This window comes from Mesorhizobium sp. M0854 (genome assembly GCF_040319815.1).
In the GTDB taxonomy this organism is placed as follows: domain Bacteria; phylum Pseudomonadota; class Alphaproteobacteria; order Rhizobiales; family Rhizobiaceae; genus Mesorhizobium.
Window position 1 is genome coordinate 484,631 of the sequence record NZ_JAMYOL010000001.1, and the last position, 18,458, is coordinate 503,088.

Annotated in this window: 17 protein-coding genes; 3 read left to right on the top strand and 14 right to left on the bottom strand. The window is 61.9% G+C overall.

The window, feature by feature from the left end; all coding sequences use genetic code 11:
- Positions 1-5 precede the first annotated feature (5 nt).
- The 7 genes from NKH99_RS02170 to NKH99_RS02200 form a co-directional block, all read right to left on the bottom strand.
- Positions 6-2,567, bottom strand: coding sequence for a sensor histidine kinase (locus tag NKH99_RS02170; protein ID WP_353012298.1), 2,562 nt, complete (start codon positions 2,565-2,567; stop codon positions 6-8).
- A gap of 188 nt (positions 2,568-2,755) precedes the next feature.
- Positions 2,756-4,156 (bottom strand): adenosylhomocysteinase, encoded by a 1,401-nt coding sequence (gene ahcY / locus NKH99_RS02175; RefSeq protein ID WP_353012300.1) that lies wholly within the window; start codon positions 4,154-4,156, stop codon positions 2,756-2,758.
- 411 nt (positions 4,157-4,567) lie between these two features.
- Positions 4,568-4,864, bottom strand: coding sequence for an HPr family phosphocarrier protein (locus tag NKH99_RS02180; protein WP_352736768.1), 297 nt, complete (start codon positions 4,862-4,864; stop codon positions 4,568-4,570).
- Positions 4,861-5,262 carry a PTS sugar transporter subunit IIA gene (locus tag NKH99_RS02185; RefSeq protein ID WP_023677550.1) on the bottom strand — a complete coding sequence of 134 codons (402 nt, stop codon included), beginning with the start codon at positions 5,260-5,262 and terminating at the stop codon, positions 4,861-4,863. Before NKH99_RS02185 ends, NKH99_RS02180 begins: the two co-directional genes overlap by 4 nt.
- A gap of 164 nt (positions 5,263-5,426) precedes the next feature.
- The gene (locus tag NKH99_RS02190) at positions 5,427-5,873 is read right to left on the bottom strand and encodes an HPr kinase/phosphorylase (protein ID WP_353012303.1); all 447 of its coding nucleotides are present in this window, start codon (positions 5,871-5,873) and stop codon (positions 5,427-5,429) included.
- 31 nt (positions 5,874-5,904) lie between these two features.
- The gene (locus NKH99_RS02195; RefSeq protein ID WP_023677548.1) at positions 5,905-7,689 is read right to left on the bottom strand and encodes a sensor histidine kinase; all 1,785 of its coding nucleotides are present in this window, start codon (positions 7,687-7,689) and stop codon (positions 5,905-5,907) included.
- A 22-nt stretch (positions 7,690-7,711) separates the two neighbouring features.
- Entirely contained in the window at positions 7,712-8,413 is a 702-nt protein-coding gene (locus NKH99_RS02200; protein ID WP_023677547.1) for a response regulator transcription factor, read from the bottom strand.
- Between the two features lie 342 nt (positions 8,414-8,755).
- Between NKH99_RS02200 and NKH99_RS02205 the strand changes: the two genes are divergently transcribed.
- From NKH99_RS02205 to NKH99_RS02215, 3 genes are all read left to right on the top strand, one after another.
- Entirely contained in the window at positions 8,756-10,366 is a 1,611-nt protein-coding gene (locus NKH99_RS02205) for a phosphoenolpyruvate carboxykinase (RefSeq protein WP_353012306.1), read from the top strand.
- A 79-nt stretch (positions 10,367-10,445) separates the two neighbouring features.
- Positions 10,446-10,883, top strand: a complete 438-nt coding sequence (arfB, locus tag NKH99_RS02210) for an alternative ribosome rescue aminoacyl-tRNA hydrolase ArfB (protein WP_023677545.1) — start codon at positions 10,446-10,448, stop codon at positions 10,881-10,883.
- Positions 10,884-11,014: 131 nt separating this feature from the next.
- Positions 11,015-11,632: an alpha-ketoglutarate-dependent dioxygenase AlkB family protein gene (locus tag NKH99_RS02215; protein WP_352454809.1), complete on the top strand. Its 618-nt coding sequence runs from the start codon at positions 11,015-11,017 to the stop codon at positions 11,630-11,632.
- On the opposite strand, the gene NKH99_RS02220 is transcribed toward NKH99_RS02215, so the two are convergent.
- The 7 genes from NKH99_RS02220 to NKH99_RS02250 form a co-directional block, all read right to left on the bottom strand.
- Positions 11,595-13,208, bottom strand: coding sequence for a hypothetical protein (locus NKH99_RS02220; protein WP_353012309.1), 1,614 nt, complete (start codon positions 13,206-13,208; stop codon positions 11,595-11,597). The genes NKH99_RS02215 and NKH99_RS02220 overlap by 38 nt on opposite strands.
- Positions 13,209-13,275: 67 nt before the next feature.
- On the bottom strand, positions 13,276-14,718 hold the full coding sequence (locus NKH99_RS02225; RefSeq protein WP_353012312.1) for a hypothetical protein: 1,443 nt from the start codon (positions 14,716-14,718) through the stop codon (positions 13,276-13,278).
- Between the two features lie 145 nt (positions 14,719-14,863).
- A complete protein-coding gene (locus NKH99_RS02230) occupies positions 14,864-15,259 on the bottom strand; it encodes a GtrA family protein (RefSeq protein WP_352682232.1) in 396 nt (131 codons plus the stop codon).
- Between the two features lie 7 nt (positions 15,260-15,266).
- Entirely contained in the window at positions 15,267-16,037 is a 771-nt protein-coding gene (locus tag NKH99_RS02235; RefSeq protein ID WP_352539984.1) for a class I SAM-dependent methyltransferase, read from the bottom strand.
- Positions 16,037-17,044, bottom strand: coding sequence for a glycosyltransferase family 2 protein (locus NKH99_RS02240; RefSeq protein WP_352454814.1), 1,008 nt, complete (start codon positions 17,042-17,044; stop codon positions 16,037-16,039). Before NKH99_RS02240 ends, NKH99_RS02235 begins: the two co-directional genes overlap by 1 nt.
- A 77-nt stretch (positions 17,045-17,121) precedes the next feature.
- On the bottom strand, positions 17,122-18,081 hold the full coding sequence (coaA, locus tag NKH99_RS02245; RefSeq protein WP_352451662.1) for a type I pantothenate kinase: 960 nt from the start codon (positions 18,079-18,081) through the stop codon (positions 17,122-17,124).
- Positions 18,082-18,099: 18 nt separating this feature from the next.
- The gene (locus NKH99_RS02250; protein ID WP_254815934.1) at positions 18,100-18,426 is read right to left on the bottom strand and encodes a phosphoribosyl-ATP diphosphatase; all 327 of its coding nucleotides are present in this window, start codon (positions 18,424-18,426) and stop codon (positions 18,100-18,102) included.
- Positions 18,427-18,458: the final 32 nt, after the last annotated feature.

Here is an 18,458-nt window from a genome sequence, read left to right on the forward strand (position 1 = left end):
ACGCGCTACTCGGCCGCCGCGCGGATGCCGGACGGCGTGTCGGGAAAGGCGCAAACAACCGTGGTGCCCTTATCCCTGCCGGTCTCGATGCGGACGCTGCCGCCATGCAGTTCGACAAAGCTCTTGACGATCGACAGGCCGAGCCCGGCGCCACGGCGGCGGCCGCCATTGGTGCGCGGCTCGAAGCGCCGGAACACTGAGTCAAGCAGGTCCGGCGGCATGCCGGGGCCGTCATCGTGAACGGAAAATTCCACGCCGTCGGCAAGTTGGCGGCAGGCGAGCGTTATGGTGCTCGCCTCCGGCGCGTAATTGGCGGCATTGCTGAGCAGATTGAAGAGGATCTGGCGGACGCGGATCTCGTCGCCGTGGAAGGTTTTCGGCGCGGCCGCCGCGTCGATCCTGAGCTTGATCGCATGTTCCTCCAGCCGGTCGGCGACCAGTTCGGCGGCAGCCGTAATGGTTCGATCGATGTGAACTTCGGAAATGTCGAGTTCCATGATGCCGGCATCCACCGTCGCCAGGTCGAGGATGTCGTTGACGATGGTGAGCAGGACCGAGGAGGACGAGCCGACATGCCCGATATATTCGCGTTGCTTCTGGTTCAGCGGACCAGTCGACGGCAGTGAAAGAAGCTCGGTAAAGCCGATGATGTTGGTGAGTGGCGAGCGCAGCTCATAGGAGACGTGCTGCACGAATTCGTTCTTGATCTGGTCGGACTTTTGCAGCGCCTCATTCTTGTCCTTCAGCGCCCGCTCGACATTGACGCTGTCGGTAACGTCGACGAAGGTCATCATCACCTGGCCGTTGGGCAAAGGGATGACGGCGTAGCGCAAAACGGTGCCGTTGTTCAATTCGGTTTGGCCGTGGCGGTCGCGGCGCTCGTCGTCGAAGCCGGTGATGGCGGCAACGAACCCGCCCCACGGACTGTCGACGGCACTGCGGTCGCAAAGGTCGCGGATCGTCGAGACATGGACGTTGGGTTTTGAGGCATCGGCATCCAGCCCCCACAATGCCGCGAACGCCGGGTTCGACAATCTCAGCCTGCCGTCGGGGCCGAACACAGCGACGCCTTCGGCGAGGTTGTCGAGCGTCTCGCCCTGGACCCGGACGGCGGTCTGGTAGCGGCTTTCAAGGTCCATCTTCTCGGTCAGGTTCTCGAACACCCAGGTGACGCCGCCCTTGGGCTGCGGATTGGCGACGACGCGAATGGTCTTGCCGTCCGGCAGATGCCACCAATGCTCCTGCGATTCAACCGCGCGGTAAGCGCCGAGCAGGCTCTCTTTCCAGCGCCGCCATTCGGGCTGCTCGGCGATCTTGCCTTCGCTGCGCAGGCGGTCGAGCAGCAAGGCGTTGTCCGGCGCGCTGTGCAGGAAGCCGCTGTCGAGGCCCCATAGTTTCTGGAACGCCTGATTGAAAAACCGCAATTTCTCGTCGGTGTCGAAAATCGCCACGGCGGTGTTGAGCTGATCGAGCGTGTCGGCGTGGCTCTGCATGGTCCGCTCGTATTCGGCGCGAATGGCCTCGATAGCGCTGATGTCGCAGGCAAGACCAGCCGAACCATCCGCCCCGGCAAAATCGGTCACGGCAAACATACGGCGGTCGCCTTCGATGACCGTGGAGAGCGTCTGTTCAAAGACCGCGCGCGACCTGTGCTGCGCAGCGATCGTGTCGCGCGCCTGGCCGCCGAGGAATTCCTTGCCATCGCGGACCGCCGCTTCGGCATTCTCGGCCTCGACCGCTTCGGCATAGGCGCGGTTGACCCATTTCAGCCGCCCGTCGACAGTACGCAGCCATGACGGCATCTTGAGCGCATCCAGAAGACCGATCAGCGTCTCATGGTCGGCGGCTAAGCGCTGGTTCTCGATCTTCAGCCTGGCCTGGCTTCGCTGTGTCTCCGAAAGCGAGACGAAGCGAACCAGCACATGCGCCGCACTCTTGCGGCCGTGAACCTCGAGCGGCTGGCCGGCCTGCGATTCGATGACCAGATCGAACGGCTTTGCCTTGTCCCGCAGTGCCGCGACGGCATGTTCGAGTGCAGCCGCCGAACGCGGCATCAGCCAGCGGCCGAAAGCCAGGAAGGCCGCCCGGTCCTCCGGCGCGCCGCTCTCGATCGGCAATGTCCCGACAAGCTCGGGCTTCTTGTTCTCGGCCGCCCATACCACCACGCGCTGATCGCGGGAATGGAGCAGCGCCTCCGAGCGCTGCAGCGCGGCATTGACGTCGGCGATACGGGTCCTGAGCTCGGCATTTTCCGCCGCGGTGCGCGCCCGTTCGCGGATCAGAAAGATGGCCGACAGCAATGCCGCCCCCATGACGCCGACGAACATGGCGAGTTGCATGACCTCGACCGTGCTGACCGACAGCCCGGCCTTTTGCGCCACGCGGGTTTGGGCATGTGCAGTAAAGCCAAGCAGCGGACCAACCAGCGCGGAAGAAGCAAGCAGCACCCCGACACGGCTGCCGGCGCGCCATAGAAGGCTGCCGCCTCTGGCAGCGGAGCCCGTGATCGAATCGTTATGGCCGCCGGAAACGGCCTGTCCCGCGCAAGGCGGGTTATCCCCCGGCATGTCTTGGTCCTCTTCGCCGCCTGAATGCAAGACCGCCCTGATGCGTGCGCCCGGGCCTCGTCCCCGGACCGCGAATCAGCACCATAGCGCTTGCGCGAATCGGCGTGAAGAATCAATCAGCGCAAAAATAAAGCCGGGCGAAAAGTCAATCGCCCGGCTTCAATATCTAGTGGCAAGTTTCGCCGTGGTTAATAGCGGTAGTGTTCCGGCTTGAACGGTCCCTGCGGAGTGACGCCGATATAGGCGGCCTGTTCGCCGGACAGTTCGGTCAGGCGGGCACCGAGCTTGTCGAGATGCAGGCGCGCGACCTTTTCGTCGAGATGCTTCGGCAGGACATAAACCTGGTTCTCGTACTGGCCGGGCTTGGTGTACAGCTCGATCTGGGCCAACACCTGGTTGGTGAAGGACGCCGACATGACGAAGCTCGGGTGGCCGGTAGCGTTGCCGAGGTTGAGCAGGCGGCCTTCCGACAAAAGGATCATCCGCTTGCCGTCCGGGAAGGTGATCATATCCACCTGAGGCTTGATGTTGGTCCATTTCAGGTTGCGCAGCGAGGCCACCTGGATCTCGTTGTCGAAGTGACCGATGTTGCCGACGATCACCATGTCCTTCATCAGGCGCATGTGGTCGAGGGTAACGACGTCCTTGTTGCCGGTGGTGGTGATGACGATGTCGGCCGTCGGCGCTGCGTCTTCCAGCGTGACCACCTCGAAACCGTCCATCGCCGCCTGCAGCGCGCAGATCGGATCGACCTCGGTGACCTTGACGCGGGCGCCGGCGCCCTTGAGCGAAGCCGACGAGCCCTTGCCGACGTCGCCATAGCCGCAGACAACCGCGACCTTGCCGGCCATCATCGTGTCGGTGCCGCGGCGAATGCCGTCGACAAGCGATTCCTTGCAGCCATATTTGTTGTCGAATTTCGACTTGGTGACGGAATCATTGACGTTGATCGCCGGGAACGGCAGCAGGCCTTTTTTCTGCAACTGATAGAGCCGGTTGACGCCGGTCGTCGTCTCTTCGGTGACGCCGCGGATCGCTTCCTTCTGCTTGGTGAAGAAGCCAGGCGACGCCTGCATGCGCTTCTTGATCTGGGCAAACAGGATCTCTTCCTCTTCGCTGCCCGGATTGGACAGCACATCCTCGCCGGCCTCGGCGCGGGCGCCGATCAGGATGTACATGGTGGCATCGCCACCGTCGTCGAGGATCATGTTGGACGTGCCGCCATCGGCCCACTGGAAGATCTTGTCGGTGTAGACCCAATAGTCCTCCAGCGTCTCGCCCTTGACGGCAAAGACCGGAATTCCGGCTTCGGCAATGGCCGCGGCAGCGTGGTCCTGGGTCGAGAAGATGTTGCAGGAAGCCCAGCGGATGTCGGCGCCGAGCGCTTTCAGCGTTTCGATCAGCACCGCCGTCTGGATGGTCATGTGCAGCGAACCGGTGATGCGCGCGCCGTTGAGCGGCTTCTTGTCGCCGAATTCCTCGCGGCAGGCCATCAGGCCGGGCATTTCGGTTTCGGCGATCTCGATCTCCTTGCGGCCCCAGCCGGCAAGCGCGATGTCAGCGACCACATAGTCCTTGCTACCCGTCATGGCAGTGCTCCGATGCGAATTGATTGCGGGACGCGCCCGCCCCGAAGGCATTTCGGAGGGCGCGAGTTGCCGGCCTGACTAGCAGATCGGGAGTGGGACGACAATGGGATATAAAGAAATCTTTATCCGTGCATGTCTTCAGCGGCGGCGGCCATGAGAGCGCGCAGAAGGGGTGCTGTCCAAGGTGGCCGTCCCTCAGACCTCAGATCGGCAACACTTTCAAAGCCGGAAACAAAAACCCGCCTCGGCGGGCGGGTCTTCGGGGCCAATTGCCACCATAACGAAATTAGTAGCATAGCTGCCGGCACAAAGCAAGAACAAAATACGCGACGGTCGCGCAAAAATGCGATTTCCTTCACCGCCGCAAGGTTGCGCCCGAACATGCCGTAGCAGGTGCCGTCGGCGAAGCCGTCAGCACTCCTCGCCGAAACGGGAAGCAACTAGTTGCTCCAGCGCATCGATGACCTCTTCGGCCTCCGGGCCGGTGGCGGTGACGCGTATCGAATAACCGGGGCTCGCCGCCAGCATCATCAGGCCCATGATCGAGGTGCCGCCGACCTTGACGCCGTCCTTCTCGACCTGGACCGTGGCGTTGAAGCCGCTGGCGACTTGAACGAACTTGGCCGAGGCGCGTGCGTGTAGGCCGCGCTGGTTGACGATCGGAAAGTCGCGAACGATCTTGTCCTTTTCCGGCAACAGCGCGCTCATTTGCTGCTCAGGAGTTGACTGGCGACATTGATGTATTTACGGCCGGCAGCCTGCGCCTCATCCAGCGCGGCCGTCATGTTGTCGCCCTTGCGAACGCTGGACAGCTTGATCAGCATCGGCAGGTTCATGCCGGCAATGACCTCGATACGCCCGGATTCCATCACGGAAATGGCGAGGTTAGAGGGCGTGCCGCCGAACATGTCGGTCAAAACGATGACGCCTGATCCCGTATCGACGCGGCCGACTGCCTCGATAATGTCGCGGCGGCGCTGTTCCATATCGTCGTCGGCACCGATCGCCACGGTCTCGAAATTGTCTTGTGGCCCAACGACATGTTCCACGGCATTGCGGAACTCGGCGGCCAGTTGACCGTGCGTTACAAGCACGAGTCCGATCATTCTTTGGTGGCTCCCGTCATCGCCGCTTCACAGGCGCATTTTATGCTCGCCGACCGTTCCAGGTGGCGGGAGCGCTATCTTGTCGACGCAAGGCCCGTTGACAAGCCCAAAATTGCGCCGGCCCAAGCCAATTTGACGCATTGCAGCAAAAAATCGAAATCGGATCACAGGAAAGGTGCAATCGACAGGCGCGACATCACTGCCGGCAAGCCCGCCGCTACATTGCGCCCGGCAAGATCGATGCGCGGCACTGGTACGCCGACAACGAGTTCGCTGCAGTCTTCCTGGAAGCGGGCCATTTTGCCGGCTGGCACCAGCCGGATAATGAGGTCGATCACGCAGCTTGGCTCGAACCGTATCGGTTTGGGGCCGAATCCCGGCACCTCGACGAGGCCGGCTATGCTGGCTGGTGCGCGGCAGACCAGCCGCCCGTCGCAATCTGCAGCATAGAGCTGGTCATCGCCGATCAGCCGGGAAAACAGCCCACGCTGGCTGCAATGATCGATCAGGGCGAGCGCCAGCGTCGTCTTGCCCAAACCGGACGGTCCGGTGATGAGAATGCCGCGATCACCTACCAGGATCGCGGTGCCGTGAATGTTTTCAGGCTGCACAATAGGACCAGGCGTGATTGGAATTCATCCGTCAGCCTTCCGCCGGCAGCGTCACCACGAAGCGCGCGCCCTTGATCTCGCCAGGCTTGGTGCCCGGGATGTTCTCGGCGCTCAGCGTGCCGCCATGGGCTTCAACGATCTGCCTGGATATCGACAGGCCAAGGCCCGAGTTCTGACCGAACGCCTCGCCGGCCGGCCGATCGGTATAGAACCGCTCGAAAATGCGATCGATGTTATCGGCCCGGATACCGGGTCCATTGTCGTCGATGGTGACGATGTTGAACTTGCCGGCGCGCGCCAGCGATATGGTGATGTGGCCACGTTCCTCGGGAACGAACGAGCGGGCATTCTCGATCAGGTTGGTGATCACCTGGCCGATCCTCAGATCATGACCGACGACGAAGTAGCCTTTCACGCCCTGTGGCAGTTTGGCGACCTTGAATTCGATCTCGACCGCCTTCTTGTTGCGCGTGGCCTCGCGCGAGACGGCGACCAGATCGGTGATGAACTTCTTGAGGTCGACGGTTCCCGCATCTTCCCGCGCCAGCTCGGCATCGAGACGGGAGGCATCGGAAATATCGGTGATGAGACGGTCAAGCCGCCTCACATCGTGCTGGATGATATCCATCAGCCGGCTGCGCGAATTGTCGTTCCTGGCCAGCGGCAATGTCTCCACCGCGCTGCGCAGCGAGGTAAGCGGGTTCTTCAACTCGTGCGAGACATCCGCGGCAAAACTTTCGATCGCCTCGATGCGGGCGTAGAGCGCGTTGGTCATGTCGCGCACGGCGATCGACAGATTGCCGATCTCGTCCTGGCGGTCGGAGAAGTCAGGGATTTCCTCGCGGTTCTTGACGCCGCGGCGAACCCTGACCGCCGCCGCGGAAAGCCGGCGCAGCGGGTTGGCGATGGTGGAGGCCAGCAGCATCGACAGGATGGCGGTAACCAGGGCGGCAATGCCGAACACGCGCAGGATCGCCTTGCGCTCGGCCGCGACGATCTTGTCGATGTCGCCGCCTTCGGTCGACAGCATCAGCACGCCGAGAACGGCACGGAAGCGCTGGATCGGTACCGCCACTGAAACGATCTGCTCGCCCTGCTCCGAGATCCGCACGATCGTCGACGGACTGCCGGTAAGCGCCTTGACCACTTCAGGAAACGCGGCGCCGTTGCCACCTGGCTGCTCGCGATAGACAGGCAGCTGCTTGTTGCGAAAGAAATCAAAGACGAATTTCTGGATGCGCTCCAGAAGGTCCGGCTGCTCCTCTTCGACCGGCGGCAGGTCGTAGCGAAGGATCTGGCCGCGCGAATAGAGATGGCGGGAATCGAGCAGCAGGTTGGCGTCGCGGTCGTAAATGCGGGCGCGTGTGCGCGTCGGCGAGATCAACCGCCTGAGCACCGGCGCCACGCGCTCCGGATTGATCGGGAAATCGAGGTTGTCGAGCTGATCGGAGCCCGGGCCGAGGCTTTCGCCGGCCTGCAACTCGAGCAGCTTCTCCGGATCGATGCTGATCGAATCGGTCTCGACCGTCGCCGAGGCGGCGATCGCCCCGGCGATGATCTCGCCTTGAGTCATCAGGCTCTCGACACGGGCGTCGATCAGCCCGTCGCGAAAGGTATTGAGATAGAGAATGCCGGTGACCAGGACGGCAAGGCCGGCAAGGTTGAGAAAGAGGATACGCCGCGTCAGGCTGGAAAAGATGTGATGGCCGAGAAACCGGCGCATCGGCACCGTAATTTTCGACACGAAGGCGGGCAGAATCCGCGGCGGGCGCCTGGCGGCGCCCGACCGTCTCACTCGCTCTACTTGCACTGCCATCGAATAGCAGCTCCCGCTCGACTCAAGCTTCGCGGAACCGATATCCGACTCCGTAAAGGGTTTCGATCATTTCGAAGTCATCATCAACGGCCTTGAACTTTTTGCGCAGCCGCTTGATGTGACTGTCGATGGTGCGGTCATCGACATAGACCTGCTCATCATAAGCCGAATCCATCAGCGCATCACGGCTTTTTACGACCCCCGGACGCTGTGCCAGCGAATGCAGGATGAGGAACTCGGTGACGGTAAGTGTCACCGGCTCGCCCTTCCAGGTGCAGGTGTGGCGCTCCTGGTCCATGACAAGCTGGCCGCGCTCAAGCGATCGGGCCTGCTGGTTGGGCGCCTTGGCCGCCGCCTCGCGGGTGCTGGCGCGGCGCAGCACGGCGCGGACGCGCTCCACCAGAAGACGCTGCGAGAAGGGTTTGCGGATGAAGTCGTCGGCGCCCATCTTGAGGCCGAACAGTTCATCGATCTCATCGTCCTTGGAGGTCAGGAAGATTACTGGCAGGTCGGATTTCTGACGCATCCGGCGCAGCAACTCCATGCCATCCATGCGCGGCATCTTGATGTCAAGGATGGCGAGGTTCGGCGGGCGCGCCGCCAGTCCCTCCAGCGCCGATGCCCCATCCGTGTAGGTTTCGACCCGATAACCCTCGGATTCGAGGGCGATCGAAACCGAAGTCAGAATGTTGCGATCGTCGTCGACAAGCGCGATTGTTGCCATTTCAAGCGGCTCCCTCATGAGCTGTCCCTTCTTTCGTCGAGAAGGGGCTTTTGCAGGACAAATTAGGTACAAAATGTGGCACAGGCTGTATCCGCTGTCACGCGCGGCATGTCGACGGCTACAATTGTACCTCGATATGGATTGGACGAATGAACATCGCCAATCCTTTGGGCAACCATCAGTGTTTTTGCACATATAAACGATTTAAACAACTTTCAAAATATTTAAATCGATTAATGATTTGATATCATTCGCCTTTTCTGGTTTTGACGTTTTTAGCTCCTGCAATGGGGGTTCCGGAATTCGCCGGTAAAGACGCGGTAAATCGAAGAAGGGACACCCATGTCGGAAGCCGGCAAACGCAATCCTGCATGTGCAATCGATCGCATCGACCTGAGAACCACGGGCGTGGTGCGCTATAATTTCGGCGCGGCCGCGCTCTACGAGGAGGCAATCCGCCGTGGCGAGGCCCGACTCACCGCGCATGGCGCGCTTGCCGCCGAGACCGGGCAGCACACCGGCCGCTCGCCCAGGGACAAATTCGTGGTGCGCGACGAAAGCACCGCGCCGCATATATGGTGGGACAACAACAAAGCGATTTCGCCGATCCAGTTCGATACGCTGCTTGCCGATTTTCGCGCCCACGCGGCTGGAAAGGACCTTTATGTGCAGGACCTGGTCGGCGGCGCCGACGAGGAACTGAAGCTGCCGACCAGGGTGATCACGGAGCTTGCCTGGCACTCCTTGTTCATCCGCAATCTGCTCATCCGACCGGCCGCCGCCGAACTCGAGCATTTCATGCCCGATTTGACGATCATCGACCTGCCGTCGTTCCGCGCCGATCCCGCCCGCCACGGCACGCGCGGCGAAACGGTGATTGCCGTCGATCTTTCGCACATGATCGTGTTGATCGGCGGTACCTCGTATGCCGGTGAGATGAAGAAGTCGGTGTTCACCGTGCTCAACTATCTGCTGCCGGCAAAGGGTGTGATGCCGATGCACTGCTCGGCCAATGAAGGGCCCGTCGGCGACGCGGCCGTTTTCTTCGGCCTTTCCGGGACCGGCAAGACGACGTTGTCGGCCGACCCGTCGCGCACGCTGGTCGGCGACGACGAGCATGGCTGGGGACCGCACGGCATCTTCAATTTCGAGGGCGGCTGCTATGCCAAGACGATCAAGCTTTCGGCCGAAGCCGAGCCGGAGATCTTCGCCACCACCCAGCGCTTCGGCACGGTGCTGGAGAATGTGGCGCTCGACGCAGGCCGCGTGCCGGATTTCGACGACGGCGGGCTGACCGAAAACACACGCTGCGCCTACCCGCTCCACTTCATCCCCAACGCCAGCAAGACGGGGCGCGCCAGCCACCCGAAGAACATCATCATGCTGACCGCCGACGCATTCGGTGTGATGCCGCCGATCGCGCGGCTGACCCCGGCGCAGGCCATGTACCATTTCCTCTCCGGCTATACCGCCAAGGTGGCGGGGACCGAGAAGGGTGTTACGGAACCCGAAGCGACATTTTCGACATGCTTCGGCGCACCGTTCATGCCGCGGCATCCGTCGGTATACGGCAATCTGTTGCGCGAGCTCATCGCCCGCCACGGCGTCGATTGCTGGCTGGTCAACACCGGCTGGACCGGCGGCGCCTACGGCACCGGCAAGCGAATGCCGATCAAAGCAACGCGGGCGCTGCTTGCGGCGGCGCTCGACGGCTCGCTGAAAGCGGCCGACTTCCGCACCGACGCCAATTTCGGTTTCGACGTTCCCGTGACGGTTGCCGGCGTCGACCGCGCCATTCTCGACCCTAGATCGACTTGGATCGACAAGCCCGCCTACGACCGGCAGGCGGCAAGGCTGGTCGGCATGTTCGTCGACAATTTCGAAAAATTCGAAGCCCATGTCGACGCCACCGTGCTCGGCGCCGCACCACGCATGCAGGTAGCGGCTGAATAGCCGTCGCCCCTGGTGATGCTTCAAGGCCCGGCTTCGATCGGGCCTTTTCTTTTTTCGCCTGCCGCGCCATGAGTGCGGCATGAACGCCGACGACAAGATCATCATTACCGACGATGCGGTGATTAATCCGGGCGACCTGCACGAGGACTTCATCCGTTCGTCCGGCCCGGGCGGCCAGAACGTCAACAAGGTGGCGACGGCAGTGCAATTGCGCTTCGATGCCGCCAATGCGGCTGGCCTGTCGGAGCGGGTGCGCGAACGGACCATCAAGCTTGCCGGCCAGCGCGCCACCAAGGACGGCGTCATCGTCATTGAAGCCGGACGCTTCCGCACCCAGGAGCAGAACCGGGCGGACGCCCGGGCGCGGCTGACGGCACTGGTCGCCAAGGCCGCCGAACCACCACCACCGCCGCGCAAGAAGACCAGGCCGTCCAAAGGCGCGGTCGAAAGACGGCTCAAGAGCAAGGCCGGGCGCGGCTCGATCAAGAAACTGCGCGGCCGGGTCGGGGATGAGTGACAGCCGAAGCGGCTTCGGATCTCAGATCGCCGGTTAAAGCGCGCAGCCACCGTCGGAGGCGGCTTTCGGGTCGCCGTTTTCATTTGACGGTGGCATTCTGATTTCTCCAGACCAACGGATCAAGCGACGCGATGCTCGTACTGCCCAAAGGCGTCCGCCATATGCCCGGCTACCTGTCGCGCGCCATGCAGGAAGTGCTGGTGGAAGATATCAGGCAGGTCGTGCAGAACGCGCCGCTGTTCGTGCCGGCGATGCCGCGTACCGGCAAGGAGATGAGCGTGCGCATGACCAATTGCGGTCCGCTGGGCTGGGTCACCGACAAGGAGCACGGCTATCGCTACCAGCCGACCCACCCGGTGACCGGAAGGCCTTGGCCGCCGATCCCGGAGATGCTGCTCGAACTGTGGCGGGATGTATCTGCCTATGCGCACCCGCCGGAAGCCTGCCTGGTCAATTTCTATTCGCAGGATGCCAAGATGGGTCTTCACCAGGACCGCGACGAGAGCGATTTCTCCGCGCCTGTCGTCTCGGTGTCGCTCGGCGACGATTGCCTGTTCCGGGTCGGCCAGACGACGCGCGACGGCGCCACCAAATCGTTCAGGCTGAGGAGCGGCGACGTCGTCGTGCTTGGCGGCGAAGGGCGGCTCTGCTTTCACGGCGTCGACCGTATCTACCCGTCGACCTCGGCATTGCTCAGGAGTGGCGGCCGCATCAATCTGACGCTGCGACGGGTGACGATGCCGAAATAGGCTGTTCGGGTGGCCGGTGGCCCGGGCGGACATAATCGTCGCGCAGATAGATGCGCTCGGTCTCGTCCTCGATAAGAATGCGGTAGTGCGCCAGGATGGCGTCAAAGCCAAAACGCTCCATCAGTTGGCTTGTCCACATCGTGTTGTTTTTCTTGAAGACGACGATATCCGGGCGCAGACGCACGAACTCTTCGCGTTTGCTTTCGACGTAGCGCGCCATGATGGCTCGGTAACGCATGGCTTCGGCGGTGTCACCCGAGAGAGCTGCCTGCCGGGACAGGGAAAGTGCGAACGCTCCGAGCCAATCGCTGACGTGGGTCGAAACGAACTGCCCATCGATCATACGATTCAACGGATGTCCCGAGGAAATATCCGAACTGACCAACGCTACGGTCGGCCGATCGGTGGCGGCGCGAATTGCAGCAACCAGCGCCGGCCCTGGTTTCTGGGTGCTCCAGTACGGCAAGAAAGCGATTGCCACCGCCGCCAATGCCCAAGCTCGCGAAGGAGCCGTCACGAACGTCAACAGCTTCGACGGCTGCTGCACGATCCTGGGCAGTGCCAACAGGCAGAAAATGGCTGCCACAGCGCAAAAGATCGCGGGATAGGCATGATAAGACCAGCCTTTGGCTTGGTAGAACAGGGGAAACATGCCGGCGATCGATGCAGCCAACGCTACCGCCGCCAGCTCTGGAAACTGTCTGGCAGGCCACAGCCACCAGATCAGGAAGACAAGGAAACACCACGAGAAACCGTAGCCGATCACAATCGGCCAAAAGATGCCGATCTTTGCATAAACGTCCGCCAAGAGGGGATAGATGTCGCGCACGAATTCCGGATGGATCAGCGTGACCGTGCCGAGATAGACAACGCAGATGCCGCCAATGACCCAGTGTTCCAGGGCGAAGATCGATTTCAGACTGCGCCGGCGCACTGCAACGACCAGCGCCGGCGCCAACACCATGATCGCATAGTAGGGCTTGACCAGCAGCAGAATGCTGCCCGACAGGCCGGCGAGTGCGGCGAGCCCGGGGTCTGGTTGGGCAGCTGCATCTCTGCGCGCGCGCCAGGCATGAAGCGCAAGCAGCGGCATGAAAAGTGCCATGCCGATATGCTCCCGCTCGCTGAAGGCATTTCCGGGGAAGACCACCAACATTGCGCAAAACGCTGGCCCCAGTGCAAACAATGATGCAGTTTCGGTGAAACCCGCACGCTTGACGATCACGCCCGAGAGCGAAAGTCCGATAAGCACGGCAAGGTATGTCCAGGCCTCAACCAGGATTTCCGGGGCGGTGCCCAGCAATCTGGCCGCAGCCACTGGCGGCAGATAGAGCCAGACGCTGAATGGGGGATTGGTCTCGTAGATTTGCGAGTAGAGCCGCTCACCGGACAGCATACGCTCGCAGACCGTGATCAGCCAGCTAGTGTCGGGAACAGTCCCCCAACGTCGCTGCCAGAAGATCGAGAAGACGGTGACTGCGGCAATGGCCAGGACATTGCGGCTAGGAAGCAGCGACGCCGCAATATCCCGGTCGCGCCAGCGGCTCAAGCCGCCAACGTCGTTCGAGACGCTCATGCTGTTGCACCGAGGCTCTCGAGATCGAGCCATATGTCGTCCAGCGGAGCGATTGGATCCAGCCGTGTCATGGGTTTCCGGGGGCTCCTGCTCTATCGGTTTGGAGCGGCGCAGGCGCCGTGTAACGCAGATAGACAGTGATTTCCCGCTCGGCGTGCAGCAGACGATAGTCGGCCAAGGCGACCTGGATCCGCTTGTCCTGCAGCATCAGGGCAGTCCACGCCGGCGAGCCTGACAGCACGATATCGGGCTTCTTCGCTGATATCTCGGCGGCGTTTTCGCCGATCACCCGATCGCGGATGCTTTCAAGTTCCGGTCTCCGTTCGAGATCGCCGGTGGCGCGGGCGAGCGCGTCCGCGTTGGAGACCGCCCAGGCGCTCGGATGGCGTGATATGAACCTGCCGCCGACCAGCCTGGCGAGGGGATGGGCAACCTGCATCTGGTCGGCAATCGACATGATGGTCGGGGTTTCGACCGTTGCGCGGATCGCGGCGACAGACCGGGCGGTCGGGCCGTTATCCGTCGTCAGCGCCGCGTACTGTGCCCTGACCGCTATTTGCAGCACCAGCACGCAGCCGAAGATCAGGGCGGCCTTGCGAACGAAGCCTGCACTGCCGAATGTGCCGAACCGCACAAGCTGCATGCCAAATGCAAGTGTCGCAACAACGACCATCGGCAGCGCGTGATTGGGCCAACCCTTGCCCATGACGATGAAGGCCGGAATGAACCCCAGGGCGGTCAGGAGCGGAATCCTGACGTCCCAGTTCGTGTTTCTCAGGCCGCCGGCCGCTAGCATGGTGGCGGCGGCCAGAAGCAGCACCACTTTCGGCCAGTTTGCCAGCATATCGGCGGCAGAGGCCCTCAACGGAAGATAGACCTCCCTGACCAAGGGCAGGACGTCGCTGACGTAAGCGCGGTCGAAGAGCGCGATGGACGCGATATAGGCGGCCACGATCGCAGCGCCCATCAGGTTCTCTGCGACGAAGAGCGGTCTCAGCGACCGCCTTTCAAGCGCAAGACAGAGCGACGGCAACATGAAGGCCAGCACAAAATAGGGCGGCTTGACCATGACCACGACCGCCGCGCAGAACCCGGCGACCATGTGCTCCAGGCGCGAGCCCGCGCTGAAATCCAGGTTCCGCTGACGTGTGCATTGCAACGCCACCCAAGGCAGAATGGCAATCAATGCGAAGTGCTCGCGTTGGCCGAATTGATCCGGCATGAAACACAGGATCAAAAACAGGGCCGCGGCTGCCGCCCACAGCGCATGGGGCTGCCGGTAGACCGGTTCGTCGCGCGCGAGAATACGGACGGAACCGAAAAGACTGGCCAGGCTCAGGCAAACGACGCCAAGCGTCAGCCAGAATTCCGCACGCATGCCAGTGAGCTTTTCCAGGAGCATGAACGGCATGTAGAGCCAGATCGAGAAAGGGGGGTTGGTCTCCACGATGTCGGTGTTGAGCCGCTCTCCGCCAAGCAGGCGATCGCAGACGACCAGAAGCCATGACACGTCAACATTGGTCGGAATTGCAACAGTCGATAGCCAGACGGCGTATGTGACGATCAGACTGGCCAGCAGCAACGGAGCACCCGCTACGCCCACAAAGGGCGAGAAGCGGTTGGCGCCGGGCAGCAGTTCACTGAGGGATCGCGCGCTAGAGACCACGAAACACCCACCGCCCGAGGACGACATAGTTGATGACCGGCACGGCAATGCAGGTGAGCAGGATCGGGATTGCGGCAGGGATGCCGAGCATCTGGGTCAAAAGCCCCGGCAGGGCGATCGCGACGGCGAGGCCGGAAGCGGTGAGCAGGAGGAAGCGGGGCAATTCCATAGCGTGGCTGCCGCCCGAGGTGAACGTGAAATATTTATGCCCGGTGTAGGAGAACAGCGCGGCGACGGCGTAGGCCGCAAACGATGTGAGCGCCGCCGGCAGGGCCGCCGTTGCCTGTCCACGCGACAGCAGAAAAGCGCAAACGGCGTAGATCAGCGTCGACGCGATGCCAATCAGCGCAAAGCGCGATAGTCGACGATACGAGCCGGTGCCCATGACGCGGTCAAGCTGCCAATTTCTCGTCGGGGCGAGCGGTTTCGACGGCGCTGTCCTTGCGGAATACCGCCAGCAACGAAACCCCGAAGGGCAAGCTTGCATTTGGTATGATGCGGCCTTCCGCCGAAAACACTGCCTTCATCGCCGCATTCAGTGGTTTTGGCGGCGTGGCATGGCCGGCTGGCAACGCCGACTTGCGCAACCTGTCCACCAGTCGTGCCAGCGCCGCTACCGGGAAGAGCGCGGCATTTGTGTAGCTCAGCCGGTCGATCGCGAAACCAGCCTTTTCAATTCGTTCACGCAGCAGATTGCGTGAATAGCGCCGCATGTGATGCAGCCCAACATCATGCGTGCTCCACAACCATTGGTGTGCTGGCACCGTGAGGACGACGCTGCCGCCCGGCTTCAGCATCTGGCGGATCGCGGCAAGCGACGCCTCGTCTTCGGCGACATGTTCCAGCACGTCGAACAGGCAGACGAGGTCGCAGCTTTGCGGCGCGACAGGAATGTTGTCCGGCAGATGTCCGGCGAGGAAGTCGCGGCCGGTCTTTTCCCAGGCAATCCTGCGCGCGAGATCGCTCATCTCGACTGCCGTCACTGCGCCGAACTGCTCCAGCATCCGGATGTTGCCGCCGGTGCCGGCGCCGATCTCGACGATGCGCGCGTTTTCAGGCAGGCCGATGCTGCGAATGACCGCCTCGGCGATGGCGCGACGCCCGCAGAACCACCAATGCTCATCTTCGGTGGCGGCCATCTGTCGGTAAGCGTCGATCTCCATCAGCTCATTCCCTCATATTTGCGGCGCACGATATAGATCGGACGCTGCTTGATCTCGGCGTAGACCCTGCCGAGGTATTGTCCGATGATGCCGATGCCGAGTAACTGGATGCCGCCAAGGAAAAGAACACTGACCAGCAGGGAGGCGTAGCCGGGCACATCAACGCCAAAGATCATTGTCTTGGCGACGATCAGCAGGCCGTAGAGGAACGACAGCGCGGAAATCGTCGCGCCGACATAGGTCCAGATTTCAAGCGGAGCGGTGGAGAAGCTGGTGATGCCTTCGAGCGCGAAGTTCCACAGCTTCCAGCCGGAGAATTTCGACTGGCCGGCGATGCGCTGATCGCGGACATATTCGACGCTTGCGGTACGGAACCCGACCCAGGCGAACAGGCCCTTCATGAAACGACGGCGTTCGGGCAAAGACCGCAGCGCCTGGATGACCTGGCGGTCGATCAAACGGAAGTCGCCGACATCGTGCGGGATCTTCTGCTGCGCGATCCAGTTGTGAACGCGGTAGAACATCGAGGCGGAGCGCTGCTTGAGAAAGCTGTCGCTCGACCGATTGGCTCGCTTGGCCAGAACAACCTCAAAACCCTCGCGCCACTTTTCCACAAGCAGCGGAATGACATGCGGCGGATCCTGCATATCGACATCCATCGGGATCGCTGCATCGGCATCGCAGCTGTCGAGCCCCGCGGTCATCGCGGCTTCCTTGCCGAAATTGCGTGAAAGGTCGATTACGTGGATGCGTGGATCGGTTTGTTGGGCTTCGATCAGCTTTTCGAGCGTCGTATCGCTGCTGCCGTCGTTGACGAAGATGAACTCGAGGGCAACGCCTTTGTCCTTCAGCGGCGCGGTGCTTTCGCATACCGCCTTCAGGAATGGAGCAATTGCGCCTTCCTCATTGTGGACAGGCACGATCAGGGCAATCGTTGCGCCGCCGCTGCCCGGACGTGCGATGCGGTCAGCTGCCGGCCGATCGATGTTTAGGAATGGCGCATTCATTTGTTTGCCGAGCCCGCAGATCAGGCCCGACAATAGAAAGACTGGGTTAAGATGACTTTAAGGAATGTCCCGGGATTTCACAGTTTCCTGAGCGCCACTTCCTCGACCAGATGGTTGGCGCCCTTGCGCAGGATGAGATCGGCTCGGGCGCGGGTCGGCAATATATTCTCGCGCAGATTCTTAAGGTTGATGTTGGTCCACAGACCCTCGGCGATGGCGCGGGCCGCATCCTCGGAAAGTTGCGAATAGCGGTGAAAGAAGGAGGCCGGGTCGCGGAAGGCGGTTTCGCGCAACCGCATGAAGCGGGCGATATACCAGTGATGGATCAGCGCCTCCTCGGCATCGATGTAGATGGCAAAGTCGAAGAAATCCGACAGGAAAGGCACGATCTTGCCGTCCTTCGGCAGCTTGCCCGGCTGCAGGACATTAATGCCTTCGAAGATCAGGATGTCGGGCCGGTCGATGGTCTGGAACTCGCCCGGAATGACGTCATAGGTCAGGTGCGAATAGACCGGCGCGCGGACGTTGCGCTGCGCCGATTTGATGCCGGACAGGAAGCGCAGAAGGGCGCCGACGTCGTAGCTGTCGGGAAAGCCCTTGCGCTCCATCAGGTTGTTGCGGCGCAGGACTTCGTTCGGCAGCAGGAAACCATCGGTGGTGACCAGGTCGACCTTGGGACTCGACGGCCAGCGCGCCAGCAGCTCCTTCAGCACGCGCGCCGTGGTCGATTTGCCGACCGCGACGGAACCGGCAATGCCGATGATGAACGGTGTCTTGGCCGCGTCCAGCGCGTTGAAGAAGGCCTGGCGCTGCCTGAACAGGAGTTGACTGGCTTCGACATGAGCCGACAACAGCCGCGACATCGAAAGATAGATGCGCTCGACCTCGTGGAGATCGACCGGATCGTTCAGCGACCGCAGACGACGGACCTCGTCCTCGGTGAGCGTCATCGGCGTATCGGCGCGGAACCGCGACCATTGCTCGGCCGAGAAGAAACGATAGGGTGAATACTTCTCGGTAGGAGCGAGCTGGTCCATCGAGTTCCTCCGCAGCGATCAGCCCCGGTCCAGCCGAGACGCCTTTTCGGCGATGCCCGAACGACCGGTGCGGCGTTCAAGCTCGTTGAGCACATCGCTCAGCGGAATGTCCGCTATGCCGAGAACGACAAGCCAATGATAGATGAGATCGGCGCTTTCCGAAACAAGCGCGTCCCGGTCGGCGCTGACGGCTGCGATCACCGTTTCGACTGCCTCTTCGCCGAGTTTCTGCGCTGCCTTGCTCATGCCACGCTGAAAGAGCTTGGCCGTCCACGAATCCGGATCGCCGGAACGTGCGCGTTCGCCAATAATCTTCTCCAGATCGGAGAGTGAGAACTCGGTCATGACGGCGTTTACAGCCTCTTCTTAGCCGGAAA